Below are 25719 nucleotides of genomic sequence, written 5' to 3'. Positions count from 1 at the left end.
GCTCCCGGGTTCCCGGCTTCCGCCGGGATCCGTTGGTCGGTCGAACTAGTCGACCTTGGCAACTGCTTCTTCGATCATCGGCTCAAAGCGGTCCAGGACCCACGGGACACTCAGCGGGGTCAGGAAGCTGGAGGCCATGCCCACCTGGCGGTCCAGGCTGCGGACCACGGAGCCGCGCTCCACGGCGGGAATCTGCGCAAAGAGCCGCTGCTCTTCGGTACGCTGCTGCTCGGCTTCGTCGTTGTACCAGGTGAACAGGACGTCGACGTCGTTCAGCTTGCCGGCGCTCTCCAGTCCCAGGTCCGAGGTGAAGCTTCCCTCGCTCGAGGGAATGTCCTTCACCTCGGGGGCCACGGTCATGCCCAGTGCAGTGAGGATGTCCACCCGGGCGTCGCCCTCGTTGTAGAGCACCAGGGAACCGGGGGCTCCCCCGCCCCAGACATAGGCGAAGGTCTTTCCGGCGAACTCCGGGTGCTCGGCGGCGCTGTCGGCCAGGGACTGTCCGATGCCGTCCACCGCGTCCTTTGCGGCGTCGGGCTCGCCCAACGCCTTGCCGATGAGCGAGATCTGGTCATCCCACTTGATGTTCCACGCCTGCTCCGGGTACGCCACGGTGGGGGCGAGTTCGTTGAGGACATCGAAATCCTCCTGGGTGATGCCGGAGTTGGGGGCCAGGATCAGGTCCGGCTCCAGGGCGACAATGGCATCGATGTCGATGTCCTGCCCGCCGGTGAAGGTGGCCGGCAGGTCATCGCCGCGCTCCTCGATCGCTTCGGTCACCCAGGGGTAGTTCCCGTGCTCGTCATTGCCCCAGGTAACCTCCTCGACGCCCACCGGGGTGGTGCCCAGGGCGACGGCGGTGTCAGCCGAACCCCAGCCGATGGTGACTACCCGTTCGGGCTTCTGCTCAATCACTGCCTCGCCCAGGGCGGACTCGATAGTGACCGGAAAGTTCTCCGATGCCGTCTCGCCTGATTCGGATGCCGGGCTCTCCCCAGCGTCCGCGCCGCAGCCGCTCAGGGCCAGCAGGACGGCGGGAACCGCCAGGAAGGCGGCGATCGGAGCTCTTTTCATTATTTTTCCTCTCAGAAGAACCGGCCCGCCGAACGGCGGGCCGGGCACAGCAAAAAATCCGGGGAGCCTAGGTCAGCTCGGCACGGCCCTTGCGCCAGTAGCCCATGAAGGCCACCTGCTTGCGGTCTATCCCGACGTCGCGGACCAGGTAGCGGCGCAGGCCGCGGACCACTGCCGCTTCCCCGGCAATCCAGGCGTAGAAGGGAAGCGCGCCGGAGGGAGCGTGCGGGTTCCGGGAAGCTTCCACCACGGCCGGGTCCAGCCGCTGCGGGGTTTCCCACAGGATGGTTTCGTCCACGTTGACGTCTTCGGGTTCGGGCAGGGCCGGGCTGGGGCGGAACGGCTCGCCGTCGGCGGTGTCCACCGATGCCCAGCCGGGCAGCGCCACTGCCTGCCGCACGGCGGCGTCGAGCAGTTCGCCATGCGGCCGGGAGCCGCGTGCCAGCCAGATCATCTGGACACCGGACCGGGTGCGGACCTCCTGGCGGTCACCGCTGGAGGGGATTTCCATCAGGGCGTGGCCGGTGACGTCTTCGGGGAGGGCTTCCAGGATCGCGGTCATGGCCGGAACCGCAGTTTCATCACCTGCCAGCAGGACGTGCCGGGCCATGCCCGGACGCCATTCGATGCCGCCGTAGGACTCGGCCGTGACGCACTGGGCGGCGTTGGGTCCGATGATGCAGACCCGGTCCCCCGGCTCCGCGGACGCGGCCCAGCTGGACGCCGGGCCGCCCTTGCCGTCTTCATCGAAGTGCAGCACGAAGTCGACGTCGATTTCCGGCTCCGGGCCGGAGCAGCGTGCGCCGCGCACGGTGTAGGTGCGCATGCATCCGCGGGTGGCCGGATCCAGTTTCAACCAGTCCTGGTACCAGCCGGCGTCGAGGGTGGAGAGGTCCGGCAGCGGCAGTGAGGTTCCCTCGGCGTCGACGCAGGGCACAATGACCTTGATCCGCAGGTCATGGGTCTGTCCCTGCACCCCGAAGTCCGCCAGGCAGGGGCCGGCGAAGGTGATGCGCTGGAAGTTCGAGCCCAGCCGGACAATCCGCTTGACCTCGACGTCGAAGGACATGACTGCCCCTGCGGTGCGGGCCCGGCGGCCGGTGCGGGCCGGGCGGGCGGGCCCGGTTTCCTGCGCCTCGGACGCGGCGGCTGCCCCGGATGTGGAGCGGACGTGCGTCATGATGCTGCCTCCATGGGCTCATTGATGCCGGAGCGGCGCTGGCCGTCACCCGGGTTGGGCAGGTACCCCTGCGTCTGTTCCGCTTCCGGTTCCGGTTCTTCCTTGTCCGTCTCCGGAGCGGCGCTGTGGTGGCGTCCAAGCGGGACCACCATGGGTGTTCCCGAGACGGGGTCCGCAATGACGCGGGACGCCAGCCCGAAGACGGTGCCCACCAGTTCCTCGGTCACGACGTCGGACGGGGCGCCTTCCGCGGCAATCCGGCCGTCCTTCATGGCGATCAGGTGGTCCGCGTAGCGGGCCGCCAGGTTCAGGTCATGCAGCACGATCGCGACGGTGGTGCCCGAGCGCCGGTTCAGGTCGGTGATCAGGTCCAGGACCTCGATCTGGTGGGTGACGTCCAGGAAGGTGGTGGGTTCGTCGAGCAGCAGGATGTCCGTTTCCTGGGCCAGGGCCATGGCAATCCAGACCCGCTGGCGCTGGCCGCCGGAAAGCTCGTCCACGTTCCGGCCGGCAAGGTCCACGGTGTCCGTGGCGGCCAGGGCGGCGGCGACGGCTTCGTCGTCGGCGGGGGTCCACTGCCGGAACCAGCCCTGGTGCGGGTAGCGGCCGCGTCCCACCAGATCCGCCACGGTGATTCCCTCGGGTGCCGTGGGGGTCTGCGGCAGCAGGCCCAGCGTGCGGGCCACCTGCCGGCTGGGCACGGAGGAAATGTCCTTGCCGTTCAGGTAGACGGTGCCGCCGGTGGGCTTCAGGAGCCGGGCCAGGCCGCGCAGCAGTGTGGACTTTCCGCAGGCGTTTGCGCCGACAATGATCGTGATCTTGCCGGCGGGCAGGGTAAGCGAGAGTGAGTCCACCACTTTGCGCTCGTCGTATCCGAGCTCCAGCTTCTCAGCGGAAAGCAGGTTCTCCATGTCAGCCTCCTTGGCCTACGCGGTTTGACGTGACCAGCAGCCACAGAAGAAAAGGGGCCCCGAGCGCACCGGTGACGACGCCGACTGGCAGGGTGACTCCGGGAATCAGGTTGGCGCCGACGAAGTCCGCAGCCAGGACGATGCACGCGCCCACCAGCCCGGCCGAAAGCAGGGTGGATTCCCCGCCCATCAGCCGGCGGGCGATGGGCCCGGACAGGAACGCGATGAAGGCCACCGGTCCGGCGGCCGCGGTGGCGACGGCAGCCAGTCCGACGCCGGTGATGATCAGGGCCAGCCGTGCCGTTTCGACCCGGATGCCGAGCCCGGCAGCGGCGTCGTCGCCCAGCTCCAGTCCGCGCAGGCTGCGGGCGAGTACGGCCGCGGCGGGCAGCAGCACCACCAGGAACACGGCCAGGACCGCGGCACGGTCCCAGCTGCTGTTGTTCAATGAGCCGGTGAGCCACACCAGGGCTTCGGAAGCGGTGCGGATATCGGTCCGGGTGAGCAGGAAATTCACCAGTGCCTGCATCACGGCGGCAAAGCCGATCCCCACCAGGACCAGCCGGTACCCGGCCGCCGACCCGCGCCGGGCAAGCAGGTAAATGGCCAGGGCCACGGCCAGCGCTCCGAGCAGGGCGGTCACGGAGACCGTGGTGCCGGCGGCGCCGAAGACCACGATGGCGCACACCGCGCTGGCGCTGGCCCCGTAACTGATGCCGATGATGTCCGGGCTGGCCAGCGGGTTGCGCAGCAGCGTCTGGAACACGGTGCCGGCTATTCCAAAGGCCACCCCGATCAGGGTGCCGATGACAGCCCGGGGAAGCTTGCTCTCCATCAGGATGTAACTGGCCCCGGGGATCTGCTCACCGAACAGGATCCGGAAGAAATCGGGGATGGTGAAGGTGTAGGTGCCCAGCAGGACGTAGACGGCGAAGAGCACCAGCACGGCGGCGGCCAGCAGCGCCGGGACCAGCACCCGGCGTCGCCGTCCTTGTTTCCGGGCGGCGCGGACGGCCTGTGCGGTACCGGCGGGGGCGGTGCGCGGACTGCGGGACGTCTCCACGGCGGCGCTCACAGTTCGGCCAGCTTCCGGCGGCGCACGAGCCAGATGAAGACGGGCGCGCCGATCACGGCGGTGGTGACGCCCACGGGAATCTCCCCCGGCGGCAGCAGGACCCGGCCGACGACGTCGGCGGTCACCAGGAGGGCAGGGGCGAGCAGCATGGAGAAGGGCAGGATCAACCGGTAGTCGGGGCCGGTGAAGCTGCGCACCACGTGCGGAATGACCAGGCCGATGAACGCGATGGGACCGGCGGCGGCGGTGGCTCCACCGCACAGCAGCACCACGCCCAGCGCGGTGATTCCCCGGCTGAGGCCCACACGCTGGCCCAGTCCGCGGGCGACGTCGTCGCCCAGGCCCAGGCCGTTCAGGGCGCGTCCGGCGAAGACGGTGATCAGGGCCCCGGCGGCGAGAAACGGCAGCACCGCGGCGATGGTGTTCCAGTCACGGCCGGACACGCTGCCCACCTGCCAGAACCGGAAGGTGTCGAGGGTCTGCTGGCTGGAGACCAGCACGGCGGTGAGCAGGGACATCAATCCGGCGCTCAGCGCGGCGCCGGCCAGCGCCAGCTTGACCGGCGTGGCGCCCTCGCGGCCGGCGCCTGCCACCAGATAGACGATGGCGGCGGCTCCGGCAGCCCCGGCCAGCGCGAACCAGACGTAGCCGCTGAGGCTGGTAACGCCGAAAATGTAGATGCCCAGCACGACGGCGAAAGCCGCTCCGGCATTGACGCCGAGGATGCCGGGGTCGGCCAGCGGGTTGCGGGCCACGCCCTGCATCGCCGCGCCGGCCAGGCCCAGGGCGGCGCCGGTAACCAGCCCCAGGACCGTGCGGGGAACGCGGGAAAGGACCACTGCGTGGTCGCCGTTGGACGGGTCGAATGCGGTCAGGGCGTCCCACACAGTGCCGGGGGCCACCGGCCGGGCACCGACGGCGACGGACGCGGCGGATGCCACGGCAAGCACGGCGAGGGTCAGGATAAGGAGGGTCGCGGGTGCGGTCCGGGAGCCTTGCTGGCGGAGAACGCCGGCTGGGCGTGCAGCAACACTCACGTAGGCACCTCCCAAGGGCAACGGCGAATTTCTTAAGTAAGGCTAGCCTATGGTCGGGGCCTTTAAGAAACGTTTATGTTGCGTAATAGGAAGGACTGCCGCGCTTAGTTTCCGGCGCCGTGACCCGGGACCACGCGCTCTGCCTCCCGCACCGGTCCGGGGGCAGTCCCGTCGCCGAACGGACGGCCGCCCAGCTCCTCGCGGCCGTGCGCTGAGAGCCAGCCGCCCAGCTCCGGCCCTCGGGGCACAATTCCGGTGGGATTGATGTCCTCATGCACCACGTAGTAGTGCGCCTTGATCTGCTCGAAGTCCACGGTGTCCCCGAAGCCGGGCGTCTGGAACAGGTCCCGGGCGTAACCCCAGAGTGCAGGCATTTCCGTGAGCTTGTTCCGGTTGCACTTGAAGTGCCCGTGGTAGACGGGATCAAAGCGCACCAGCGTGGTGAACAGGCGGACGTCCGCCTCCGTGATGGTGTCGCCGATCAGGTAGCGCTGCCGGGAAAGCCGTTCCTCCAGCCAGTCCATGGCTGTCCACAGCCGGTCATAGGCGGCGTCGTAGGCCTCCTGGGATCCGGCGAAGCCGCACCGGTACACACCGTTGTTCACCTCGGTGAAGATCCGCTTGTTGACCTGTTCCATCTCCTCCATGTGCTCCGCCGGAAGCAGGTCCGGGGCACCCTCGCGGTGGAAGTCCTTCCACTCGGTGGAGAAGTCCAGGGTGATCTGGGGGAAGTTGTTGGTCACCACGGCACCGGTGGGAACGTCGACGATGGCCGGGACCGTGATCCCGCGCTGATAGCCGGGGACCCGCTTAAAGAAGGCCTCCTGCAGACGTTCGATACCCAGGACCGGGTCCCGCCCGTCGGGGTCGAGGTCAAAGGTCCAGCTGCGGGCATCGTGGGTGGGTCCGGGCAGGCCCAGCGAAATGGCGTCTTCCAGGCCCAGCAGCCGCCGGACAATGATGGTCCGGTTGGCCCAGGGGCAGGCACGGGCGGCGACCAGCCGGTACCGGCCCGCCTCCACGGGGTAGCCGTCGCGGCCGTCACGGGTGATCCGGGTTTCAATGTAGTTCGTGTCCCGGGTGTACTCGGTGCCCCCGGTGACATAGGAGCGGATGGTGCTGTGCGCGGCGCTGTCCGCCGGGGCTGATCCCTGAGTGGTCATGCCCTCCAGACTAGCGCGTTCGGCCCTCCCGCAGGCGGCCTGCAGAGGCCCGGAGGCTGCCGGAAATTAAGGCCGCGGCGGTAGAGTCGACTGCAACGCCGGCAGCAGTGCAACGGAAGGATCTGGGCCATGCGAGTAGCCGTTATCGGAGCAACCGGAAACGTGGGGACAGCCATTCTGCGGCGGCTCGCCGACGCCCGCATCGAGCGCGGCGACCTGGAGGTTGTAGGCATTGCCCGCCGGATTCCGGACACCTCGCTGCCTCCCTACACCGGCGTCGAGTGGCACTCCATCGACGTCGGCGACACCGGGAACGTGGAGGTGCTGGCCGATGCGCTCCGCGGCGCGGACGCGGTGATCCACCTCGCCTGGCTCATCCAGCCCAACCGCGACGAGGCGGAACTGCACCGGGTCAACGTCCAGGGCACGGAGAATGCCCTGGCCGCGGCAGCGGCCGCCGGGGTCCGCCAGTTTGTCTGTGCTTCCTCGGTGGGGGCGTACAGCCCGGCCCCCAAGGACCGCCTGACGGACGAGTCCTGGCCGGCGCGCGGCATCGCCAGTTCGCACTACAGCCGGCACAAGGGCGAGCAGGAAGCCCTGCTGGACCGGTTCCAGCTGGAGTACCCGGAGATAGCGGTGGCACGCCTGCGTCCGGGGCTGATTTTCTCTTCCGACGCCGGAAGCGAGATCGCCGGCTATTTCGTCGGCCGGGTGATCCCCAAGTTTGTCCTGAACAAGCTGCGCCTGCCGCTGATCCCGCTGCCCGCCGAGTTTGTCTTCCAGGCAGTCCACGCCGATGACATTGCGGACGCGTACTGGCGTGTGGTGGACCAGCGGGCCGAAGGCGCGTTCAACATCGCCGCCGATCCGGTCATCACCCCCGAGATTTTGGCCGGGGTGCTGGGTGCCAAGCGGATCCTGAACGTGCCGGTGAAACTGGTGCGCGCCGTCGTCGGCCTGACCTGGGCCGCGCATCTGCAGGCCACCGATCCCGGCTGGATCGACATGGCCGCCGGTGCACCGGTCATGGACACCACCCGGGCGAGGGAAGAGCTGGGCTGGCAGCCCCGCCGGACCTCGCTCGAATCGCTGCGGTATGTGCTGGACGGAATGAGCGCCGGCGACGGCGTGTCCGGCTCCCCGCTGCTGGCACCCCGCCGCCGGGACCACGCCTAGCTGTACTCAGACAGCACGTGGTCTACACGGCTTCCCGCAGGGATGCGGCTTCCACCAGTCCCGCAGCCGGGTCCTCCCCTGCGGAAGCCCTCGCCAGGCCAAGGTCCTCTTCTAGCAGCTTGGCGTTGACCACCACGGCCAGGCGGTACGCGTCGCCCGCCGCGGCCACCACCTGCGCCGAGGGGTCGGTGGCGTTGCCCACGGCCCAGATCCGGTCCTGGCTGGTGCGGCCCAGCTCGTTGGTGACGATGCAGCCGTCGTCGTCCACTTTCAGGTGTTCGGTGAGTCCCTTGTCCATTTCGGCCGCCGGCTCCAGGAACAGCGCCTCGCAGGGCACTGTCCGTCCGTCGGCCAGCACCAGGCCGGCCAGGGCATCGTTTTCAATCTGAACTTCCGCGACCTTGCCGTCCAGCACCTTGATCCCCAGGGAGGCCAGGCCGTGGGCATCCTCGTCGCTGAGCTTGATGTCCGCGTGCAGCACCAGCACCACATCCGGGGAGAACGTGCGGACCAGCTGCGCCTGTTGGATGGACGTTTCCTCGGTGCCCAGCACGGCCAGGACCTTGTCTGCCGTTTCGTAGCCGTGGCAGTAGGGGCACTGCAGCACGTCGCGGCCCCAGCGGTCCCGCAGGCCCGCGATATCCGGCAGAACGTCCCGCAGTCCGGTGGCGAGGATCAGCTGCCGCCCGCGGAATTCCCGGCCGTCGCCGGTCCGGACGGTGCCGTCGGGTTCGACGGCGGCAACCGTGGCCTGGGTTACTTCGACGCCGTAGCCGCGGACCTCGTCACGGGCAAGCTCCAGCAGCTCGGCTGGAGGCATGCCGTCACGGGTGGGGAAGCCGTGGACGTGGCCGGCGGGCGAGTTGCGCGGAGCTCCGGCATCGAGCACCAGAACCCGGCGGCGGGCCCGGCCGAGGACCAGCGCCGCGGTGAGGCCGGCCATGCCGCCACCCACAATGACAACGTCGTATCCGGACACTGGTGATGAAGAGTTCGAACTGGTCATACGTAATTTTTACAGGACCGAACGGCGATCATCAGCATTCTTAGTATGTTGTCTAGACTTTTCCCCATGGAAGAAACCACGCAGGAAAAGCCTGCCTCCAAACTCAAGCAGGGCATCACCGGCCCCATGCTTTATTTGTTCATTTTAGGCGACGTCCTCGGCGCCGGTATCTACGCGCTGGTGGGCGAAGTGTCGGGTGAAGTCGGCGGAGCCATTTGGGTGCCGCTGCTGGTTGCCCTCGTCCTCGCACTGCTGACCGCGGCGTCCTACGCCGAACTGGTGACGAAGTATCCCAAGGCCGGCGGTGCGGCGGTGTTCGCCCAGCGCGCCTTCAAGGTCCCTGCCATTTCCTTCCTGGTCGGTTTCGCCATGCTGGCCGCCGGCGTGACCAGCGCCGCGGGACTGGCATTGGCGTTCACCGGTGACTACCTCAGCCCGTTCCTGGATGTGCCGCCGGTCCCGGCTGCCATCGTGTTCCTGCTGCTGGTGGCGCTGCTGAACGCCCGCGGCATTTCCGAGTCGGTGCGCAGCAACGTGGTGATGACCGTGATCGAGCTTTCCGGCCTCGTGCTGGTGATTGTGCTGGTCGGCCTGATGCTGGGCCAGGGCAAGGGTTACACCGAGCAGATCACCGAGTTCCCGGTAGGCGTGAATCCGGGCACCGCCGTCCTTGGCGCGTCCGTCATCGCCTACTACTCCTTCGTCGGCTTCGAGGTTTCGGCCAACGTTGCCGAAGAGGTCCGGGACGTCCGCCGGGTCTACCCGAAGGCCATTTTCGGCGCCATGCTCACCGCCGGCCTCGTCTACGTCCTGATCGGACTGGCCGCCTCGATTGCGCTGCCGACCGAGGACCTCACCGGTTCCTCAGGCCCGCTGCTCGACGTCGTCAGCGCCACCGGCTTCGGCGTTCCGGACTGGCTCTTCAGCCTGATCGCCCTGATCGCCGTGGCCAACGGCGCCCTGCTGACCATGATCATGTCCTCACGGCTGACCTTCGGCATGTCGGAGCAGGGCCTGCTTCCCGCCGTCTTCAGCCGGGTGCTGCCCAACCGCAGGACTCCGTGGGTGGCCATCATCGCCACCACCGCCATCGCCATGCTGCTGACCATGACCGGCGGGCTGGCCTCCCTGGCGGAGACCGTGGTCCTGCTGCTGCTCTTCGTCTTCCTGAGCACGAATGTGGCAGTCATTGTGCTGCGCAGGGACAAGGTAGCGGAAAAGCACTTCCAGGCCCCCATTGTGGTGCCGTACCTGGCCATCGCGTCCTGCCTGCTGCTGCTGACCCAGCAGGACGGCACCGTGTGGCTGCGGGCCGGAGCGCTGATGGCCGTTGGCCTGCTGTTGTTCGGCGCGCGGTTCCTGGCCAAGGGGAAAAACCTGGGCGCCAAGCCACGCCGCGGCCGGAAATCCCAGGACGCGGGCAAGGAACAGTAAGCCGCGGGTCCCGGCCGGCGTCACAACGCCGGCCGGGGCGTTCCCTCCGGTGCCAGCAGCCACGCCGCCACGACGTCCCCGAGCATCGACCGCAGATGCCCGTTCAGCGGCGGGGCGTGCAGGTCCCGGCCAAAGAGATAGCCGAAGGTGTACTGGTTCGCCACCTGGAAGACGCAGTACGCGCTGATGAGCAGATGCACGTCAAAGGCATCCACGTCATGGCGGAAGACTCCCTCGGCCTGCCCACGCTCCAGGATCTCGTCGAGGATGCCGACAGCGGGTTCCGCCAGGTCGCGGATTGAGTCGATCTGCCGGATGAAGACACCCCGGTGGATGTTTTCGATCATGACCAGCCGGATGAAGTCGCTGTGGCGCACATGGTGGTCATAGGTGAGTTCGGCCAGTTGCCGGATGGCCTCGGTGGGTTTCAGGCTGTCCACCTGGATGGCCCGCTCCGCCTCGCGGATGCCGCTGTAGGCCTTCTTGAGCACCGCCAGGTAAAGCTGTTCCTTGCTGCCGAAGTAGTAATAGATCATCCGCTTGGTGGTGCGGGTCCGGTCCGCAATTTCGTCGACGCGCGCTCCGGAATAGCCCTGTGCGGCGAAAACCTCGGTGGATACCGCCAAAATTTCGGCGCGGGTCCGTTCCGGGTCGCGCTTCCGCAGTGTTCCGCCCTGCTGCACGGTATCGCTGGCGATAACTCCACCGTCTTTCATTTGTGGCCCGCATGCGCCAACAGGCGGCGGGGATTGTCAATCATCATTGCGTCCAGGACGCCGTCGTCCAGCCCCAGTTCGCGGAGGCGGGGCAGCACCCGGGTATGCACGTTTTCCATGTGCCAGTTCGGCACGGTCCGCTTGCGCCAGGACGGCGGGGTGATCCTGCTGAAGAAAGCCGCATCATGCGAGAGCACTATTTGGTCAGCGTAGCCCCGGCTGATGAGTGCCCACAGCATGCGGAACCGCTGCGCGTCGGAGACCACATGCTCCATGCCGAACCGGTCGAAGCCCAGGAAGGATCCGGCGTCGGCGAGGGCCATCAGGTAGTCAAGGTCATCGGAGTCCCCCGCATGGCCGATCACTACGCGGTCCAGCGGCACCCCCAGCCGCGCCAGCAGCTGCTGCTGGCCGATCCCGCCGCGGGAGGGAGCGTGCGAGTGGGTGGTCACCGGTACCCCGGTTTCCAAATGGGCGTGCGCCGCAGCCGCGAACACGCGTTCGACGTCGGCAGTGATGCCGTCGGCATCGGAAAAGACCTTCAACATGCCCGCCCGGATATCCGTGCCGGCAATTCCTTCCCGGATATCCCGCAGGAACAGCTCCACCAACGGATCCTCCGAGTCCACTAGGCCGCCGGGGCCGTGGGTCCGGAAAAACTGTGGCAGCCCGTCAGCGGTGTAGTACCCCGTGGCCGCGACCAGCCGCACCGGGCTGCGCCGCGCCACGCGGAGCACCCGGGCAACATCGCGTCCCAGCCCAGGCACTGTGAGGTCGACGACGGTGCGCACCCCGAGCGCATAAAGCCGCTCGAAACCGGCCACAGCCTTCTCGACCGCCTGCTCCTCATCCCATTCGGGATGGGGCAGGTTGAGGTCGAGTTCCGGATGGCCCACGAAAACATGCTCATGGATCAGGGTTGTCCCGAGCTCGTCCGCGGGCACGTCACCGGTAAAGGTTGGAACGGTGTGCGCCGCCGTCGTCGACCGCACGGCGGTTACTCTGCCGTGGCGCGGATGGCTTCGAATACTTCCAGTGAATCTCCGGTGTACTCGGACTCCAGGTACTCGAGGGCCTCGCTGCGGAAGGCGTCCACGTCAACGTCCTCCACGATTTCCCACGCCCCTTCGGCCTTCCACGCGGACAGTGTTTCCGCTTCGTCCTCCTCGACGCAGGTCGTCACCTCTGTAACTGCCTTTTCAACGGCAGCGTTCACTGCGTCCTGCTGGTCGCCGGAGAGCTCGTTCCAGACCGGACCGGCAATGATGAGGTTGGTGTTCAGCTGGTGATTCGTCATGCTCAGGTAGTCCTGCACCTCGGCGAGGTTCTGCGCCTTGATGTTGGTGATCGGGTTTTCCTGGCCATCGACGGTGCCCTGCTGCAGGGCGAGGTACAGCTCTTCATAGGCCACTTCGGTGGCGGAGGCACCCAGGGCGTCCGCGTTCATCAGGAACTGCGGGGAACCGGGGAAGCGGATCCGCAGGCCTTCCAGGTCCTCCGGCTTGGTGATGGGCTTGCCGGCGGTGAACTGCCGTGCACCTGCTGACCAGGCACCCAGGGTCTGGACGCCGGCGGCCTCGGCGAAGCCGTCGACCACGGTCTTCGACTCGTCGCTGGCCATGAAGGCGGCCAGGTGGTCCGCGTCCTCGAAGACATAGGCGGCGTCGAGGACACTGATCGGCTCGTAGACCGAGCCCAGTGCCGAGGCTCCCTGGATATCGAGATCGATGTCCCCGGACGCAACGGAGGAGATGCGGTCGGCGTCGCCGCCAAGCTGGCTGGACGGGAAGATCTCCACGGTCACGCCAACGTCCGCCGCCGCAACCTCGTCGGCGATGACCTGGGCGCCGCAGCGGTGCTGCGGCTGGTCTTCGTTGTAGCTGTGGGCCAGCGTGAGCTCCACTTCCTCTCCGCTTCCTCCTCCTTCAGCTCCGGAATCTCCGCCTGAGCAGCTGACCAGCATCATTGCCGGCAGCACTGCGAGGGTGGCCAGGGCCAGGTGCTTGCTTCGTTGTGCCTTCATGGTTGTCTCTCTTCTCGGTTTGGGATGGTTGTGCGTAGGGGGATTCATGGGCCTAGAGCCCCAGCCAGCCGGGAAGCACCTGCAGCGCTTCCGGGAAGGCGATGATCAGGACCAGGATGACCAGGAACGGGATGATAAAGGGCAGGCAGCCGCGGAAGACCTCGCCGATCCGGGTCCTGGACACCGCCGAGGTGACAAAGAGGACCGTGCCCACCGGAGGGGTCAGCAGGCCGATCATGAGCGAGATGATGAGCAGTACACCAAAGGAAATCGGGTTGACCCCGTACTGCACGGCAATCGGCATCAGGATCGGAACCACAAGCACCAGAATGGCCGTCGCATCGATGACGGTGCCCAGCAGCAGTGCGAGCAGGACCACCAGGATCAGGAAGACCGTGGGATTGTCGGTGAACCCGAACAGCGCCTCGGTGAGCATCTGCGGCAGCCGCTCCCGGGCGAGGATGTAGCCCAGCAGGGACGCACTGGCCACGATCAGCATGATGCCGGTTGTGGTGAGGACGGTTTCCTTGATGGCGGCCAGCAGCCCTGCCATGGAGAGGGTGCGCTGGCCAAGGCCGAGCAGCAGCATGTACATCACGCCGACGGCGGCGGCTTCGGTGGGGGTGAAGATGCCGGCCAGGATGCCGCCCAGAATGATGATCGGCGCCAGCAGCGGCAGGGCGACACCCTTGAGTGAGGCAACGAATTCGGCCTTGTCGAAGGTGCCCTTGACGATGTTGGGCTGCCGGCGGACCAGGATGTAGACCACGATGCAGAGCCCCAGGGTCATGGCCAGGGCAGGCAGGACGGAGGCTGCGAACAGCGCGCCGGTGGACACGGCGGCGAGGCCGGAGAAGATGACTGCCGGGATACTCGGCGGCATCACCGGCGCGATGAGGGATGAGGACGCGACGACGCCGGTGGCGAAGCGGCGGCTGTACCCGTTGCGGAGCATGGCGGGAATTTCCACCTTGCCCAGCGCTGCCGCATCCGCAACGGCGGATCCGCTCATCCAGGAGAAGCCCAGGCTGACGCCGACGCTCACATAACCGAGGTTGCCGCGCACGGAGGCAAAGGCCGCCATGGCGAAACGGAACAGCCGGTCCGCAATTCCAGCATGGTTGGCCAGCGCGCCGAGGAGGATAAAGAGCGGTACAGCCAGCAGCGGAAAGCTGTCGGCGGCGTTGGCCACTTCGCGCAGCGCGCTGCCGGGAGAGCGGCCGTTCACCAGCATGTAGACCAGCGACGGGCCGAGGAAGGCAATAGCCACCGGGACACGGATGACCAGCAGCACCGCAATGGCGATGCCGAGGAGGGCGAGCATCATACGACCACCGCCGGTGCTTCATCGCTGTCGTACTCGGTGAGCATCGGGCCGTTTTTCGCGACCAGGACCGCTGCAACCAGGGCCCGGACCGTCAGGCTGAGCACGCCCAGGAGCACGGGCAGGTAGACGAAGGACATGGGCACGCGAAGCACGGGTGACTTAATGATCTGCTGCGAGTCAATGAGCGCGAAGGCTTCGATGGTCAGACCGAATCCGGTGGCTGCCACCACCACCAGCGCAATGACCTGGACCCAGCGGACCACCATCTGGTTGGGGATGGCGTCCACGATCTCCAAGGCGATATGTCCGTTGGTGCTCACCAGCACGCCGGCTGCGGCGAAGGTCAGCCAGATGAGTGCAAAGCGGGCAAGCTCACCGGTCCAGGCGTAGCCTCCTCCGGGCAGGTAGCGCTGCAGTGCCTGCATAAAGACCATTGCCAGGATGGTGATAAGCGCGACGGCGCCGATAAATATTTCAATGCGGGTGATAACCGCCGCGGTTTTCTGCCACCGCCCCTGTCCGGGTGATGGCTGCTGCTTGTCCGGCACTTGACTCCTTCGTCAACAACGTCGGCAGGCGCTGCCGATCGGTTGTAACTTACTAGTTAATACATTGTGAGACAACTCACAATTTGGTAACTCCCGCCCCACCCGGAACGCAGAACGCCCCCGGCACGCAGAACGCCCCGGACCGTTCGGTCCGGGGCGTTCTGTTTCTTTGAGAGCTTTGGCGCTAAGGGCTACTCGTGCAGGTGGTCGTCGTAGTCCTTGCCGGCGTGCTGCTGGCGCAGCTTCCGGCCTTCCTCGATGTCCTTCTCTTCCTGCTCCTGGCGCTTCTCCGTCTGGCGGGTGTCACGCGGGGGAAGCTGCACGGATTCCTCGGCCTGGATGCCTGCCTGCAGTTCGCGGCCGCGCTCCACCTCGGCGTCGAACTCCGCACCGAAGAGCAGGGACACATTGGCCAGCCAGATCCACAGCAGCAGGACGATGACGCCGCCGATGGCACCGTAGGTGGCGTTGTAGTTGCCGAAGTTTGCGACGTAGAAGCTGAAGCCAAGGGTCACGACCGCCAGGATCACGAGGGCAATCAGCGAGCCCATGCTCATCCAGCGGAATTTAGGCTGCTTGACGTTCGGGGTGGCGTAGTAAAGGACTGCGATGATCAGCACGGCGAAGATCAGCATGACCGGCCACTTGGCGATGTTCCAGACGGTTACCGCTTCACTGCCCAGGCCGATGACGTTGCCGATCGCTTCGGCGATCGGGCCGGAAATCACCAGCATCAGCATCAGTGCGGCCGCCATCAGGACCAGGATCAGGGTCACAAGCAGCTGCGTGGGAAGCAGTTTCCAGGCGGGCCGGCCTTCATCCACTTCGTAAATGCGGTTGAGGGAACGGCCGAACGCCTTCACGAAGCCGGAGGCGGACCAGAGGGCGCCCACGATACCGATGATCAGCGTGATGCCGGCAGCGCTGGAGTTGGTCAGCTGCTCGATGGGTCCCTGAATGACCTTGGCGGCGTCTTCGGGCGCAAACTGCTTAACGAAGTCCAGCAGGGCATTGGTGGTGCTTTCGCCCTGTCCCACGACCCCCAGGATGGAGACCATGGCCAGCAGTGCCGGGAAGATCGCCAGGACGGTGTAGTACGTCAGTGCCGCGGCAAGGTCGGTGCACTGGTCCTTGGAAAACTCCCGGACGGTCTTCTTGAGGATGTATTTCCAGTTGGGTTTGGAAACCTCGGTGGGTTTATCGGGTTTGCGTGCGTCGTCCGGACTCGGTGCTGTCTCGGCTTTGCTGTTGCTGTCCTGCGCCACTTCGGCCTCCTGCGGGGATGGATGTCTGCCCCCATGCTATTAGTAAGCGTTCTTAGCAACAAAGAGGTTCCGCTGACGCGGGGACCCCGGCGGTTCAGCGCAGGCCGTAGTAGTCCATCAAAACCGACTCTTCTCCGGGGCTGAGCGGATTTTCCGGATTCGCTCCCGGCGAGTGCGCCACCTGGTTCCTGCTGTAGTTCACGAAGATGTCCTGCCCGTCGCGCCGGGCACTGATCAACGGAACATAGTGCTCCTCGGTCGCGAACAGGCCCAGATCGACGGTGACCCAGACGGGTTCGCCCGTAACCCGGTCCAAGTGGACCTCCCCCACCAGCCCCAGCCGTTCGCCGTCGTTGGCCCAGACACTGGAGCCCTGGATTTCGTGGAGCACAAAAGCATCCGCCATCGTCCCGTCCCTTCGCCGGCCCGGCGGTGCTGCCGGGGTTCTTATTGCCGCCCGGCGTACGGCCTGCTGTCAACACCTCCGGCGTGTGGCCCGGCCGGGAACGGGAAAGTCAGCGGGACTGCTCCTCTGCGGCGTCCTCCCGTTCGGCGAAGACCTCCTCGCCGGGGCCGGAGAAGCTCACCCGGCGCTCCACCGCGTCGATGCTGCCGGTGAACAGCTGGGAGTCGCTGGTGTCCTCGCTGCGCGGCACCGGGGCGCTGCGGGGAACGCGCTGCGCCGCGCGGGCCGGTGGACGGACTTCCTCCCAGCGCTGCCGGGGAAGGGCCTCCGGATGGTGTTCCTGCAGGTGTGTCACCATGGTTTCGCGGATGAGGCAGCGCAGGTCGAACAGGGTGCCGCTGTCCACGGCGCTGACGAGGATGCGGATCCGCACCAGACCCTTCACCGCGTCCGTCACCTGCAGGACACTGGTGCGCTGGTCCCACAGGTCGGTGTCGGCCAGGATCTCCCTGAGCAGGGTGCGCAGCTCCCCCACCGGGACCCGCCAGTCCAGGTCCAGTTCCACCGTGCCCAGGATGTCCGACCGGCGGCGGGTCCAGTTCTGGAACGGCGTGGTGGTGAAGTAGGTGGAGGGCAGGATCAGGCGCCGGTCGTCCCAGATGTGGAGCACCACGTAGGTCATGGTGATTTCCTCGATGGTGCCCCATTCGCCTTCCACCACAACGACGTCGTCCACCCGGATCGCATCGGTGAAGGCCAGCTGCATTCCGGCAAAGACATTCGTCAGCGTCCCCTGCACGGCGAGGCCGGCCACGATGGACAGCACACCGGCGGAGGCCAGGATGCCGGCGCCGAGGGCACGGACCTCGGGAATGGTCAGCAGCACACAGGCCACGGCCAGGCTGATCAGGATGGCGATGCCGACCCGCCGGCCCAGGATGACCTGGGTCTTGAGGCGCCGGTACCTGCGGTTATCGCGGGTATCGGTGCTGTACCTGGTGAGGATCATGGCCTCAATGACCAGCAGCACAACCACAGCAAGCCAGGCCACCGCACCAATCAGGCCCAGCACCAGCACATAGTCCACCGCCGGCAGCCACGAGGTCCCGGCTGCCGTGGCGCCGAGGGCAATCCGCACTCCGATCAGGGAGAGCCCCAAACGCAGCGGGTTCCGGGCCTTGACGGAGATTTCCCGGATGCCGGGTGTTTTCCGGAAGGCCCGGTGGACCACCTCCCGCAGGATCCGGGCGAGGATCAGGGCAACACCCACTGCCACCAGCACGGCAAAGAGCGGTTTAAAGCTGACGGCAAGGGAAAGGAGGTCTTCCATAGGTTCGATGATTGCAAACTGCCGTGGGGAACTGTCCAATCGGCGCGGGGCGTCCGGACCGCAGCCGGAGCGGGTGCCGGACGGTTAAAAAGCGGACACCCCGGGGATGCCGGGGTGTCCGCTGCGCCTTTGAGGCGGCAGGTGTGTTCTTGCTTACGTGGGCAGGAACGTTACTTCGCGTTGTCCGCTGCCGTGGCGGCGTCGGCGATCATCGGCACCACGTTGTCCAGGGCGTACGGGATGCTGAGCACGTTGATGGCCGATGTGGAGAAGACGCGCGTGGGATCGGCGTCGGCCACCAGGCTGCCGTTCTTCACGGCGGGGATCTGGCTCAACAGCGGGTCGGAGGCAATGGTGTCCGCCACGTCGTCGCTGGCCACCCAGCTGACGAAGATATCCGAATCCAGCTGGTTGAGGTTCTCGTCGGACCAGGGGACGTAGAACTCGCCTTCCTTGCTGTTCTCGGCCACCACGGGGGCCTGGGTCAGGCCCAGGGACTCCATGAACTTGGGGCGGTTGTCCAGCGCGGTGTAGACGGAGTTCTCCGCACCCGGGGCGAGGTTGCCGTAGATGAAGGTCTTGCCTTCCAGCTGCGGGTATTCGGCGGCCTTGTCGGTGATGGCCTGCTCTGTGTCCGCCACCAGCTTTTCCGCGTCGTCGCTCTTGCCCAGGGCCTCGCCGATCATGGTGGCGGTGTCCTGCCAGGAGGTGCCCCAGGGAGCTTCGGGGTAGGCCACCACGGGAGCAATCTTGCTCAGCTTGTCGTAGTCCTCCTGCGAGAGGCCGGAGTACGCAGCGATGATGACGTCGGGGTTGGTGGCCGCGACGTCGTCGAAGGCAATGCCGTCAGCCTCGGAGTACTGCGCCGGAGCGTTTTCGGAGCCGATGGGTGCGTCCAGGTCCTCGAGTGCGTCGTCGATCCAGGGGGTGGTGCCCTGCTCGTTGCCGCCGAACTCAATCAAGGGCATACCCACGGGAACCACACCCAGCGCGAGGGCGGTCTCCGCGTTGGCCCAGGACACGGCTGCCACCCGCTCGGGAACACCTTCAATGGTGGTCTCGCCGAAGGCATGCTCGATGGTTACGGGGAACTGGTCTTCGGCAGCGGCAGCACTGCTGGAGGATTCGTTTTCACCCGCGGCGCCGGTGGAGCAGGCGGAGAGGGAAAGAACGGCGACGGCGGCCGCAGCGGCTGCGCGCCGCATCCGGGACAGGGCCATATTGGGCTCCTTGGATCACATAAACGGACGGAACGGACCCGGCGGTCGCGGGTCCAAAAATAAGATTAGCCCAGGGTTAACCCAATTACGCAACGCTAATCTTTCGTAATACCCTTTCGGCCGCTGAGTGCCCCGCCATCCGGGCGCCCCGGACGGCACGGGAGGTGCCCTAGGCCTTGGCCCGCGCCAGCCGCCGCAGGTCCACGGCGGGGTCCCGCAGCTGTTCCGGGTCCACACGGCGCCCGGTTTCAATCAGCCTGCGCGCGGCCCGCACGGCGGTTCCGGCGTCGACGGCGGCCACGCCGGCCAGCGTCCCGTCCGCACCGAGGCGGAAGGCCATAAAACCGGGGCCGGGTTCGCCGCGGAGCACGGTCCGCCCCGGAACCGTCATGCTGCCGGCCACTTCCAGGTGCACGCCATACCGGTCGGACCAGAACCAGTCCACCGCCGCGGCCGGAGGGTCGACGCCGAGCATCCCGGCTGCGGCGGCCTCACCCGTGTGCCGGGCAGCATCCCAGTGCTCGAACCTGCGGCCGGGCACTCCGCCGGAACCGATGCGGCGGGAGGAATCTCCGGCCGCGAAAACGCGCGGATGGGAAGTTCGCCCGGAGCCGTCCACCAGTACGCCGCCGTCCACCGCCAACCCCGCACCGCGGGCGAGTTCCGTGACCGGTTCGCTGCCCGCGGCCATCAGGACCGCGGTGGCGGAAAGCCTGCTGCCGTCCGTGAGCTCCACGGTCAGGGCTCCCCCGTCCGCACGGATGGCCGCCGGCATGCCGCGCCGGGAGTGTGTGCCGTGCGCGGTGTGGAGTTGATGCAGGGAGCCGGCCATCTCGGGACCCACCGCGGATGCGGACGGCAGGCCGGCGGGATCCACCAGGGTGACGTCGGCGCCCAGGGCGCGGGCGGTTCCTGCCACTTCGGCGCCGATCAGTCCGGCGCCAAGGATGACCAGGTGTGCACCGGGAATGATCCGCTCCCGCAGCGCTTCGGCGTCGCCGGCGCTGCGCAGGGTGAACACCCCGGGCAGGTCCGCACCCGGCAGCGGCAGCCGGCGGGCGCGGGCACCGGTGGCAAGCAGAACGACGTCGGCCGTCAGCTCCGTGCCGGAGGTCAGGGCGAGGACGGGCGCGGTGGTGCCGCTGCCGGCGTCGAGCATGCCCGCGGAGTCGGCAATCACGGAGATGCTGTTGTCCTCGAACCATTGCCGGGGAGCCAGCTGCAGGCGCAGCCGGTCCAGGGTCCCGGCGAGGAAGGCCTTGCTCAGCGGCGGCCGGTCATAGGGCAGTCCGGCGGGATCCACCAGGGATAGTACGCCGGCATAACCGCGCCGGCGCAGCTCGCGCACCGCACTGAAGCCGGCGATTCCGCCGCCCACCACGGCTATGGACGCCGGGGCTCCGTCGGTACTCAAGCGCCGAGCGGACTCTCGTTGGGGTAGAGCCAGACCCCACCGTCACGCACGTCCACCCGGTGGGCCTTGGTATTGACCAGGGCCGGCAGGCACAGCGCCTCGCCGGTGCGGAGGCAGAAGCGTGCGGAGTGGACGGGGCATTCCACCTCATCCCCCTCGATCCACCCTTCGGCAAGGGATGCGTCCTCGTGCGTGCAGGTGTCATTGAGCGCATAGAAGCGTCCGTTGTCGCTGTGGAACACGGCAATGTCGTCCGCGGTGCCCGCCGTTTCGGCGTCCACCGTGAGGGCCTCGCCCTCTTCTATTCCATCAACGTCGGCAACGCGGATACCCTCGCTCATGCCCTTCCTTCCCCGGCACCAGGCCAATAACGTGTTGCTTACGTCAACACGTTACCCCGGCAGCGGTGGCTCGGAGCCCGCGGTGAGCGGGGGCACACCCTGCTGCCGGCCGGAGGGGAACAGCGGAGCCGCACGCCGGGCCGGCCTGCCCGGTTCCAGTCCCCGGATAAGCGCAGTCAGTTCCGCGCGCAGCTCGGGGCCGATCCCGGCGGTGGAGTCGTCCTGCTCAAGGTTTTCGGCGTCGGCCAGGAGCTTTTGCCCGCGTTCGGAAATGGCAACCCATCGTCCGGACCTGCCGACAGTTTCCGCCGGCACCTCTTCCACGAGGCCCTGCCCGGCCATACTCACGAGCGCCGTCCCCAGGGTCTGTGCAGTAACACGCAGCCGCCGGGCAAGCTCCGCGCGGCGCATGGGCCCATCGGCAAGGAGCACCCGCAGCACCGTCACACGTTCCTGGGTCAGTCCCACTGCGCGAAGCTTGTTATCCACTTCCCGCCGTACAAGCCGTGCAGCCGTCGAGAGCAGCCGCACGGGTTCCCAATCCCCCTCGTTCTGCATCTTCCTGCTTTCCTGATACGTCATTGGTAAGCGGTTCTGCTCCGCTGAACAATCAGTGTGCTTACTATTTCAACGGCACAGAGGGGGTACTTGTCAAGCCGGGTGGGGTTACCTGCCTGCCCACTGGCGGAACGCGCGGACGGCGTCACCCCCGCCTTCGATGCTGACATTGGCCGCTGCACGCCGGCCCATGGCATGCAGCGCGAGGTCCACTACATCCCCGGAAACCAACACCGACTCAGTGCCGCGCTTGACCCTGCGCCGCCCCGAACCGGGCAGCGCCAGTTCCACGCCGACGGGGCTGCCGCGGTATCCCATCCGCGCCATCAGGCCCAGCTGCTTCCACAGCGCCTGCTGCTGGCCGGCAGGGAGTTCCCGTGGTGCGGCCGTTCCCTCGCCGCGGCGGATGTCCTCATGGTGAACGACGTATTCCACCAGGTTTGCCGCCTCCAGCCGGTAGGGCGAAAACCGGCCCGGACCGGCGGCGAACCGGTCAACCAGCGCCGCATAGCCCTCAGGCACCGCTGCCGCTGCGGCCTCGGCGCCGAGGTGCTTTTCCTGGCCCGGTTTGGGCCGGCGCACCGCATCGGCGGCGATCTTCCAGGGGGCGTGCTCCCGGAGCACGAGGTGCGCCAGCAGCCGGCGCACGTCCCACCCCTCGCACAGGGTGGGTGCGAGCGGATCCGCCTCCCGCAGCGTCCGGACCAGTTCCGCGCGTTCCGTATCCACCCATGCCATGTTGCACTCCTTCGCGTTGAACGCCGCTGATTTTCCGCCCTCTCCAGGCGGTTACCTGCGGCAATGTGGCCTACGGCCAACATTAGCCACCGAACCCCCTTTACCCGTACCTACTGGCGCGTAGCATGGTCCCCACAGTGAGCCGAGGCTGTTGAGCCGTGCACACGGGGCAGCCGTGACAGAGGAGAAATCCCATGAGCACCACTGATCTTTCCCAGGACGCCAGCCGCAACGGCAGCGCCCGCAAAATCAAGGAACGCGTCGTCACCGAACAGGACGCCCGCAACGCCACCGAAGCGGCCCGGGATACCGGTGAGTCCCGGCCGAGTTTCGCCAAGGGAATCTACCTGGGCAACTACAACCTGGACCTGGTGGGCTCCCTGCCCCCGGGGGACCTCGATGAAGAGGCCCGGGCACAGCTGTTCCTGGCGGCCTTGACGGACTACTGCAAAACCATGGACGGCCGGGCCATTGAACGTACCGGCATCATCCCGGACGAGAACCTGCGCGGGCTCGCCGATCTGGGGGTGTTTGGAATAAAGATCCCTCAGCACTACGGCGGGCTGGGCCTGTCCCTGCTGAACTACGGGCGCGCCCTGATGATCCTGGGCACCGTGCACCCCAGCCTGGGTGCGCTGGTCTCCGCCCACCAGTCCATCGGTGTGCCGGAACCGGTCAAGGTGTTCGGCACCGAGGCGCAGAAGGAGGAGTACCTGCCGCGCTGCGCCGCCGGGGCGGTGACCGCCTTCCTGCTCACCGAGCCCGACGTCGGGTCCGACCCCGCGCGGCTGCGCACCACCGCCATCCCCTCCGACGACGGCAGCGAATACGTGATCGACGGCGTCAAGCTGTGGACCACCAACGGCGTCATTGCCGAACTGGTGGTGGTAATGGCCGCCGTTCCGCCGCACGGCGAGTCCAAGGGCGGGATCAGCGCCTTTGTGGTGGAGATGTCCTCCCCCGGCATCACCGTGGAGAACCGCAACAACTTCATGGGCCTGCGCGGCATCGAAAACGGGGTCACCCGGTTCACCAATGTCCGCGTCCCGGCCGCCAACCGGCTGGGCCGCGAGGGCCAGGGCCTGAAGATCGCCCTGACCACGCTGAACACGGGCCGGCTGTCCATTCCGGCCATGTGCGCCGCAGCCGGCAAATGGTCGCTGAAGATTGCCCGCGGCTGGTCCGGTGCCCGGGAGCAGTGGGGCAGGCCGATTGGCCGGCACGAGGCCGTGGCCAAGAAGCTCGCCTTCATTGCGGCCACCAGCTTCGCGCTGGAGGCGGTGTTTGAACTCTCCGCCGAACTGGCCGACGCCGGCACCAAGGACATCCGCATCGAGGCGGCCCTGGCCAAACTATGGGCCAGCGAGATGGCCTACAACATTGCGGACGAGCTGGTGCAGGTGCGCGGCGGACGCGGTTTCGAGACGGCCGATTCGCTCGCGGCCCGCGGCGAGCGTGCGGTCCCGGCCGAGCAGCAGCTGCGGGACCTGCGCATCAACCGGGTGTTCGAGGGGTCCACCGAGATCATGCACCTGTTCATTGCACGTGAAGCAGTCGATGCCCACCTCTCCGCGGCCGGAGACCTGGCGGTGGCGGATGCTCCGGTGGGCGCCAAGGCGCGGGCGGCCTTGAAGGCCAGCGGTTTCTACGGCAAGTGGCTGCCGACGCTCGCCGCGGGCAAGGGCAATGTGCCGACGTCCTACACGGAGTTCGGCGTGCTGGCCCGGCACCTGCGCTACGCCGAGCGGGCTTCGCGCCGGCTGGCCCGCTCCACCTTCTACGGCATGGCCCGCTGGCAGGCCGGGCTGGAACAGCACCAGGTTTTCCTGGGCCGGATCGTGGACATCGGTGCCGAGATTTTTGCCATCTCCGCCTCCTGCGTCCGCGCCGTGAAGATCCGCCGGGAGGATCCGGCGGAAGGAGCCAGCGCATTCGAGCTCGCCGATGCCTTCAGCAGGGAATCCCGGGTCCGGATCGAAGCACTGTTCGACGGCCTGTGGAACAACTCCGACGAGTCCGACCGCCGGCTATCCAAGGGCGTTTTGGCCGGGCGGTACACCTGGCAGGAGGAGGGTGTGCTGGACGGGTCCGAGGGTACGGGACCGTGGATTTCCGAGACTGCCCGCGGGGACGAACCGAAGGAGAACCTGCACCGCTGGTACCGGTAGGACTGCCTGGGACCGTCTACACGGCGCCGACCGCGCCGCGGCAGATCTGCACATAGCGCTCCGCCAGTTCCTCCGGCGGAAGCGGGCCGCCGGCGCGGTACCACTGGGCCACTCCGGTGCACATGGTGGTGACCGCCCGGCTGGCGTCCTTGGGGTAGCCGGTGGTGAAGCGGCCGCTGCGCACGGCTTCGGCCACGACGTCGTCCAGGAGTTTCTGCTGCCGGTCCCGGGCCGCGATATGCCCGGCCCGGGCCGGCCCCTCCAGGCTGCGGATCTCGCTGGCCGCAATGAAGGCGTGCTCCCAGCGGTAGGCGTGGACCAGGACCAGGCATTCGATGAGCAGGGCAAACCGCTGCTCCACGTCACCCCCGGCCTCGGCCAGGGCCGCCGTGCTGCGGGCGTACAGGTCTGCCATGGCGGATTCGGCAATCCCCACCAGCAGCGCCTGTTTGGACGGGTAGTGATGATACAGCCCGGGCACGGAGAGCCCGGCGCGGGTGGCGACCGTGCGGATGGTAGTCCCGTGGTACCCGTGCTCCACAAAACAGTCCAGGGCGGCGCGCAGCAGCGGGGGCAGGGCGGGGACGGAGAAGTCCCGCCAGCCGGGCTGCACACGGGTGTCGGTCATGCCGTCCCTTCCATGCAAACAATGTGGGAGCAATGCGAGAACAATGTGACCCTTGACACGTTCGGAGGGCCTGCACCAGACTAACCGTACCGAGCGGTCGCTCGGTAGTAGGTCCGGGAAGTAGTTTGAGCGGAAGTTGGCGCAGCATGACGGAACAGACGCCGGAGCAGCCGGAGCAGGGCCCAACCAAGGCCCGCCTCGAGGGCAGGACGGCAGTGGTCACCGGAGCCAGCCGCGGCATCGGACTGGCCATCGCCCGGCGGCTGGTGGCCGAAGGCGCGAAGGTCTGCATCACTGCCCGCAACATCGGCCCGCTGAAGGAAGCCGCCGCGGAGTTCCCGGAAGGCACCGTGCTGGCGGTTGCCGGCCGGTCCGACGACCCGGACCACCGCGCCGAGGTGCTGGACACCGTCGCGGACACCTGGGGCCGGCTGGACATCCTCGTGAACAACGCCGGGGTGAACCCCGTCTACGGCCCGCTGAGCGAGCTGGACCCGGAGGCTGCCCGCCGGATCCTCGACGTCAACGTGCTCGGCACCCTCGCCTGGGTCACCGCCGTCTGCGCCCATGAAGCCCTGGACTTCCGCGGCCGCGGCGGCTCGGTATTGAACCTCTCCTCCGTCTCGGCGCAGACACCTGCCGCCGGCATCGGCTTCTACGGCATCAGCAAGGCCGCCGTGGAACAACTCACCCGTACCCTCGCCGTCGAGCTGGCACCCACCGTGCGCGTGAACGCGCTGGCACCCGCCGTCGTCAAGACGCAGTTTGCCCGTGCCCTGTACGAAGGGCGCGAGGAAAAGGTGAGTTCCACCTACCCGCTCAAGCGGCTCGGCACCCCGGAGGACGTGGCCGGCGCGGCTGCCTTCCTGGCCTCCGACGACGCCGCCTGGATCACCGGGCAGATCATCAACCTCGACGGCGGCCTGCTGGTGGCCGGCGGCGCGGCCTGACCCGCCCGCTGGCCGAACAGCATCCCGCCAC

At 67.4% G+C, this 25719-nt stretch carries 25 protein-coding genes; 4 read left to right on the top strand and 21 right to left on the bottom strand.

The genetic code is table 11. The features are described from left to right. Positions 1–45: 45 nt before the first annotated feature. The 6 genes from QNO03_RS13660 to QNO03_RS13635 form a co-directional block, all read right to left on the bottom strand. Positions 46–1074 (bottom strand): iron-siderophore ABC transporter substrate-binding protein, encoded by a 1029-nt coding sequence (locus tag QNO03_RS13660; RefSeq protein WP_289603683.1) that lies wholly within the window; start codon positions 1072–1074, stop codon positions 46–48. A 67-nt stretch (positions 1075–1141) separates the two neighbouring features. Next, entirely contained in the window at positions 1142–2143 is a 1002-nt protein-coding gene (locus tag QNO03_RS13655) for a siderophore-interacting protein (RefSeq protein ID WP_229946886.1), read from the bottom strand. Between the two features lie 107 nt (positions 2144–2250). Further along, a complete protein-coding gene (locus QNO03_RS13650) occupies positions 2251–3165 on the bottom strand; it encodes an ABC transporter ATP-binding protein (RefSeq protein WP_289603682.1) in 915 nt (304 codons plus the stop codon). Between the two features lies 1 nt (position 3166). Next, a complete protein-coding gene (locus tag QNO03_RS13645; RefSeq protein ID WP_442860222.1) occupies positions 3167–4240 on the bottom strand; it encodes a FecCD family ABC transporter permease in 1074 nt (357 codons plus the stop codon). After that, the gene (locus tag QNO03_RS13640; protein WP_502874587.1) at positions 4237–5277 is read right to left on the bottom strand and encodes a FecCD family ABC transporter permease; all 1041 of its coding nucleotides are present in this window, start codon (positions 5275–5277) and stop codon (positions 4237–4239) included. The genes QNO03_RS13645 and QNO03_RS13640 overlap by 4 nt, the downstream gene beginning before the upstream one ends. A gap of 104 nt (positions 5278–5381) precedes the next feature. Then, on the bottom strand, positions 5382–6440 hold the full coding sequence (locus QNO03_RS13635) for a glutathione S-transferase family protein (RefSeq protein WP_289603681.1): 1059 nt from the start codon (positions 6438–6440) through the stop codon (positions 5382–5384). Between the two features lie 129 nt (positions 6441–6569). Between QNO03_RS13635 and QNO03_RS13630 the strand changes: the two genes are divergently transcribed. Then, a complete protein-coding gene (locus tag QNO03_RS13630; protein ID WP_289603680.1) occupies positions 6570–7616 on the top strand; it encodes an NAD-dependent epimerase/dehydratase family protein in 1047 nt (348 codons plus the stop codon). 22 nt (positions 7617–7638) lie between these two features. On the opposite strand, the gene QNO03_RS13625 is transcribed toward QNO03_RS13630, so the two are convergent. Beyond that, positions 7639–8622: an NAD(P)/FAD-dependent oxidoreductase gene (locus QNO03_RS13625; RefSeq protein ID WP_289603679.1), complete on the bottom strand. Its 984-nt coding sequence runs from the start codon at positions 8620–8622 to the stop codon at positions 7639–7641. A gap of 66 nt (positions 8623–8688) precedes the next feature. On the opposite strand from QNO03_RS13625, the gene QNO03_RS13620 reads away from it, so the two are divergent. Next, positions 8689–10056: an APC family permease gene (locus tag QNO03_RS13620; RefSeq protein WP_289603678.1), complete on the top strand. Its 1368-nt coding sequence runs from the start codon at positions 8689–8691 to the stop codon at positions 10054–10056. Between the two features lie 20 nt (positions 10057–10076). On the opposite strand, the gene QNO03_RS13615 is transcribed toward QNO03_RS13620, so the two are convergent. The 13 genes from QNO03_RS13615 to QNO03_RS13555 form a co-directional block, all read right to left on the bottom strand. After that, positions 10077–10772 (bottom strand): TetR/AcrR family transcriptional regulator, encoded by a 696-nt coding sequence (locus tag QNO03_RS13615; protein ID WP_229946730.1) that lies wholly within the window; start codon positions 10770–10772, stop codon positions 10077–10079. After that, positions 10769–11764: a phosphotriesterase family protein gene (locus tag QNO03_RS13610; RefSeq protein ID WP_229946727.1), complete on the bottom strand. Its 996-nt coding sequence runs from the start codon at positions 11762–11764 to the stop codon at positions 10769–10771. Before QNO03_RS13610 ends, QNO03_RS13615 begins: the two co-directional genes overlap by 4 nt. A gap of 5 nt (positions 11765–11769) precedes the next feature. Beyond that, on the bottom strand, positions 11770–12795 hold the full coding sequence (locus tag QNO03_RS13605) for a DctP family TRAP transporter solute-binding subunit (RefSeq protein ID WP_289603677.1): 1026 nt from the start codon (positions 12793–12795) through the stop codon (positions 11770–11772). Between the two features lie 52 nt (positions 12796–12847). Continuing rightward, entirely contained in the window at positions 12848–14122 is a 1275-nt protein-coding gene (locus tag QNO03_RS13600) for a TRAP transporter large permease (protein WP_289603676.1), read from the bottom strand. After that, the gene (locus tag QNO03_RS13595; protein ID WP_289603675.1) at positions 14119–14670 is read right to left on the bottom strand and encodes a TRAP transporter small permease; all 552 of its coding nucleotides are present in this window, start codon (positions 14668–14670) and stop codon (positions 14119–14121) included. The genes QNO03_RS13600 and QNO03_RS13595 overlap by 4 nt, the downstream gene beginning before the upstream one ends. A 191-nt stretch (positions 14671–14861) precedes the next feature. Continuing rightward, positions 14862–15935 carry a YhjD/YihY/BrkB family envelope integrity protein gene (locus tag QNO03_RS13590; protein ID WP_289603674.1) on the bottom strand — a complete coding sequence of 358 codons (1074 nt, stop codon included), beginning with the start codon at positions 15933–15935 and terminating at the stop codon, positions 14862–14864. A gap of 94 nt (positions 15936–16029) precedes the next feature. Next, positions 16030–16341 carry a PRC-barrel domain-containing protein gene (locus QNO03_RS13585; RefSeq protein WP_229946716.1) on the bottom strand — a complete coding sequence of 104 codons (312 nt, stop codon included), beginning with the start codon at positions 16339–16341 and terminating at the stop codon, positions 16030–16032. Positions 16342–16450: 109 nt separating this feature from the next. Beyond that, positions 16451–17671, bottom strand: coding sequence for a mechanosensitive ion channel family protein (locus QNO03_RS13580; RefSeq protein ID WP_289603673.1), 1221 nt, complete (start codon positions 17669–17671; stop codon positions 16451–16453). Between the two features lie 170 nt (positions 17672–17841). Further along, positions 17842–18891 carry an iron-siderophore ABC transporter substrate-binding protein gene (locus tag QNO03_RS13575; RefSeq protein WP_229946712.1) on the bottom strand — a complete coding sequence of 350 codons (1050 nt, stop codon included), beginning with the start codon at positions 18889–18891 and terminating at the stop codon, positions 17842–17844. A gap of 169 nt (positions 18892–19060) precedes the next feature. After that, on the bottom strand, positions 19061–20305 hold the full coding sequence (locus QNO03_RS13570) for an NAD(P)/FAD-dependent oxidoreductase (protein WP_289603672.1): 1245 nt from the start codon (positions 20303–20305) through the stop codon (positions 19061–19063). After that, positions 20302–20646 carry a bifunctional 3-phenylpropionate/cinnamic acid dioxygenase ferredoxin subunit gene (locus tag QNO03_RS13565; protein ID WP_229946708.1) on the bottom strand — a complete coding sequence of 115 codons (345 nt, stop codon included), beginning with the start codon at positions 20644–20646 and terminating at the stop codon, positions 20302–20304. The genes QNO03_RS13570 and QNO03_RS13565 overlap by 4 nt, the downstream gene beginning before the upstream one ends. Before the next feature lie 51 nt (positions 20647–20697). Then, positions 20698–21204: a MarR family winged helix-turn-helix transcriptional regulator gene (locus QNO03_RS13560; protein ID WP_289603671.1), complete on the bottom strand. Its 507-nt coding sequence runs from the start codon at positions 21202–21204 to the stop codon at positions 20698–20700. Between the two features lie 108 nt (positions 21205–21312). Next, a complete protein-coding gene (locus QNO03_RS13555; RefSeq protein ID WP_229946698.1) occupies positions 21313–21942 on the bottom strand; it encodes a TIGR03085 family metal-binding protein in 630 nt (209 codons plus the stop codon). A gap of 194 nt (positions 21943–22136) precedes the next feature. Between QNO03_RS13555 and QNO03_RS13550 the strand changes: the two genes are divergently transcribed. Then, positions 22137–24110: an acyl-CoA dehydrogenase family protein gene (locus QNO03_RS13550; protein WP_229946696.1), complete on the top strand. Its 1974-nt coding sequence runs from the start codon at positions 22137–22139 to the stop codon at positions 24108–24110. Between the two features lie 16 nt (positions 24111–24126). Here QNO03_RS13550 and QNO03_RS13545 read toward each other — a convergent pair whose 3' ends face one another. Beyond that, entirely contained in the window at positions 24127–24738 is a 612-nt protein-coding gene (locus tag QNO03_RS13545) for a TetR/AcrR family transcriptional regulator (RefSeq protein WP_289603670.1), read from the bottom strand. Between the two features lie 146 nt (positions 24739–24884). Here QNO03_RS13545 and QNO03_RS13540 point away from each other — a divergent pair, with 146 nt between their 5' ends. Beyond that, positions 24885–25688, top strand: coding sequence for an SDR family oxidoreductase (locus tag QNO03_RS13540; protein WP_289603669.1), 804 nt, complete (start codon positions 24885–24887; stop codon positions 25686–25688). Positions 25689–25719 lie beyond the last annotated feature (31 nt).

Source organism: Arthrobacter sp. zg-Y877 (assembly GCF_030373105.1).
GTDB lineage: Bacteria > Actinomycetota > Actinomycetes > Actinomycetales > Micrococcaceae > Arthrobacter_B.
Note: the sequence above shows the minus strand (reverse complement) of the source record. Positions and strands in the feature narration are given on the sequence as shown.

Bases quoted from the DNA above. Each gene is read 5' to 3' on its own strand.
- QNO03_RS13660 (WP_289603683.1), bottom strand. From the start codon at position 1,074: ATGAAAAGAGCTCCGATCGCCGCCTTCCTGGCGGTTCCCGCCGTCCTG.
- QNO03_RS13655 (WP_229946886.1), bottom strand. From the start codon at position 2,143: ATGTCCTTCGACGTCGAGGTCAAGCGGATTGTCCGGCTGGGCTCGAAC.
- QNO03_RS13650 (WP_289603682.1), bottom strand. From the start codon at position 3,165: ATGGAGAACCTGCTTTCCGCTGAGAAGCTGGAGCTCGGATACGACGAG.
- QNO03_RS13635 (WP_289603681.1), bottom strand. From the start codon at position 6,440: ATGACCACTCAGGGATCAGCCCCGGCGGACAGCGCCGCGCACAGCACC.
- QNO03_RS13630 (WP_289603680.1), top strand. From the start codon at position 6,570: ATGCGAGTAGCCGTTATCGGAGCAACCGGAAACGTGGGGACAGCCATT.
- QNO03_RS13625 (WP_289603679.1), bottom strand. From the start codon at position 8,622: ATGACCAGTTCGAACTCTTCATCACCAGTGTCCGGATACGACGTTGTC.
- QNO03_RS13620 (WP_289603678.1), top strand. From the start codon at position 8,689: ATGGAAGAAACCACGCAGGAAAAGCCTGCCTCCAAACTCAAGCAGGGC.
- QNO03_RS13615 (WP_229946730.1), bottom strand. From the start codon at position 10,772: ATGAAAGACGGTGGAGTTATCGCCAGCGATACCGTGCAGCAGGGCGGA.
- QNO03_RS13605 (WP_289603677.1), bottom strand. From the start codon at position 12,795: ATGAAGGCACAACGAAGCAAGCACCTGGCCCTGGCCACCCTCGCAGTG.
- QNO03_RS13600 (WP_289603676.1), bottom strand. From the start codon at position 14,122: ATGATGCTCGCCCTCCTCGGCATCGCCATTGCGGTGCTGCTGGTCATC.
- QNO03_RS13585 (WP_229946716.1), bottom strand. From the start codon at position 16,341: ATGGCGGATGCTTTTGTGCTCCACGAAATCCAGGGCTCCAGTGTCTGG.
- QNO03_RS13580 (WP_289603673.1), bottom strand. From the start codon at position 17,671: ATGGAAGACCTCCTTTCCCTTGCCGTCAGCTTTAAACCGCTCTTTGCC.
- QNO03_RS13575 (WP_229946712.1), bottom strand. From the start codon at position 18,891: ATGGCCCTGTCCCGGATGCGGCGCGCAGCCGCTGCGGCCGCCGTCGCC.
- QNO03_RS13565 (WP_229946708.1), bottom strand. From the start codon at position 20,646: ATGAGCGAGGGTATCCGCGTTGCCGACGTTGATGGAATAGAAGAGGGC.
- QNO03_RS13560 (WP_289603671.1), bottom strand. From the start codon at position 21,204: ATGCAGAACGAGGGGGATTGGGAACCCGTGCGGCTGCTCTCGACGGCT.
- QNO03_RS13555 (WP_229946698.1), bottom strand. From the start codon at position 21,942: ATGGCATGGGTGGATACGGAACGCGCGGAACTGGTCCGGACGCTGCGG.
- QNO03_RS13550 (WP_229946696.1), top strand. From the start codon at position 22,137: ATGAGCACCACTGATCTTTCCCAGGACGCCAGCCGCAACGGCAGCGCC.
- QNO03_RS13545 (WP_289603670.1), bottom strand. From the start codon at position 24,738: ATGACCGACACCCGTGTGCAGCCCGGCTGGCGGGACTTCTCCGTCCCC.
- QNO03_RS13540 (WP_289603669.1), top strand. From the start codon at position 24,885: ATGACGGAACAGACGCCGGAGCAGCCGGAGCAGGGCCCAACCAAGGCC.